The organism is Azospirillum sp. TSH64, from assembly GCF_003116035.1.
Lineage (GTDB): Bacteria > Pseudomonadota > Alphaproteobacteria > Azospirillales > Azospirillaceae > Azospirillum.
Genome location: NZ_LGQW01000015.1, coordinates 1131 through 3171, shown reverse-complemented (window position 1 = coordinate 3171; position 2041 = coordinate 1131). Strand labels below are relative to the sequence as shown.

1 protein-coding gene is annotated in these 2041 nt (G+C 69.3%); it reads left to right on the top strand.

Annotation, left to right across the window (positions count from 1 at the left end; translation table 11 throughout):
- Positions 1–2041, top strand: a 2041-nt coding sequence (locus TSH64_RS01550; RefSeq protein ID WP_199237401.1) for a hypothetical protein, incomplete at both ends; no start/stop codon positions are given.

Genomic DNA, 2041 nt, shown 5'->3' with positions numbered 1-2041 from the left:
CTGGGCTTCGGCGCCACGACGGTGGGCCGCACCCTGACGGCCACGGCGAGCGATGCGGTGACGCAGACCGGGGCGATCGGTGCCAACAGCCTGACGGTGAAGACGCTGAAGAACGGCGGTGCCGCGATCACGCTCAGCAATGCCGGCAACGACGTCACCACGCTGGACCTGCGCTCAAGGAACGCCGCAGACACCGCCGATGCGGCGGGAGCGCTCAGCTACACCGACGCGACGGCGCTGGACCTCGCGGCGCTGAACACGACCGGCACCGTGTCGATCACCAGCGGCGGCGCGCTGACCCAGAGCGGTGCGCTGACGATTGGCGGAACCTCGTCCTTCACCGCCGGCGCCAACGCGATCACGCTCAGCAACACCAGTAACGCGCTGACGGGTGCGGTGACGCTGAGCAACAGCGGGACCAACGACGTGTCGCTGACCAACACGCTGGCGACCTCGCTGAGCGGAATGGTGGGGCAGGACCTGACGGTGGTCAGCGGCGGGACGCTGGGCTTCGGCGCCACGACGGTGGGCCGCACCCTGACGGCCACGGCGAGCGATGCGGTGACGCAGACCGGGGCGATCAGTGCCAACAGCCTGACGGTGAAGACGCTGAAGAACGGCGGTGCGGCGATCACGCTCAGCAATGCCGGCAACGACGTCACCACGCTGGACCTGCGCTCAAGGAACGCCGCAGACACCGCCGATGCGGCGGGAGCGCTCAGCTACACCGACGCGACGGCGCTGGACCTCGCGGCGCTGAACACGACCGGCACCGTGTCGATCACCAGCGGCGGCGCGCTGACCCAGAGCGGTGCGCTGACGATTGGTGGAACCTCGTCCTTCACCGCCGGCGCCAACGCGATCACGCTCAGCAACACCAGTAACGCGCTGACGGGTGCGGTGACGCTGAGCAACAGCGGGACCAACGACGTGTCGCTGACCAACACGCTGGCGACCTCGCTGAGCGGAATGGTGGGGCAGGACCTGACGGTGGTCAGCGGCGGGACGCTGGGCTTCGGCGCCACGACGGTGGGCCGCACCCTGACGGCCACGGCGAGCGATGCGGTGACGCAGACCGGGGCGATCAGTGCCAACAGCCTGACGGTGAAGACGCTGAAGAACGGCGGTGCGGCGATCACGCTCAGCAATGCCGGCAACGACGTCACCACGCTGGACCTGCGCTCAAGGAACGCCGCCGACACCGCCGATGCGGCCGGTGCGCTCAGCTACACCGACGCGACGGCGCTGGACCTCGCGGCGCTGAACACGACCGGCACCGTGTCGATCACCAGCGGCGGCGCGCTGACCCAAAGCGGTGCGCTGACGGTTGGTGGAACCTCGTCCTTCACCGCGGGTGCCAACGCGATCACGCTCAGCAATGCCGGCAACGCGCTGACCGGGGCGGTGACGCTGAGCAACAGCGGGACCAACGACGCGTCGCTGACCAACACGCTGGCAACCTCGTTCAGCGGCACGGTCGGGCGCAATCTCACCGTCAGCAGCGGCGGTGCGCTGACCCAGAGCGGCGCACTGACGGTGGGCGGAACCTCGTCCTTCACCGCCGGCGCCAACGCGATCACGCTCAGCAACACCAGTAACGCGCTGACGGGTGCGGTGACGCTGAGCAACAGCGGGACCAACAACGTGTCGCTGACCAACACGCTGGCGACCTCGCTGAGCGGCACGGTCGGGCAGGACCTGACGGTGAGCATCGGCGGGACGCTGAGTTTCGGTGCCACGACGGTGGGCCGCACCCTGACGGCCACGGCGAGCGATGCGGTGACGCAGACCGGGGCGGTCAGCGCCAACAGCCTGACGGTGAAGACGCTGAAGAACGGCGGTGCGGCGATCACGCTCAGCAATGCCGGCAACGACGTCACCACGCTGGACCTGCGCTCAAGGAACGCCGCAGACACCGCCGATGCGGCCGGTGCGCTCAGCTACACCGATGCCACGGCGCTGGACCTCGCGGCGCTGAACACGACCGGCACGGTGTCGATCACCAGTGGCGGCGCGCTGACCCAGAGCGGTGCGCTGACGG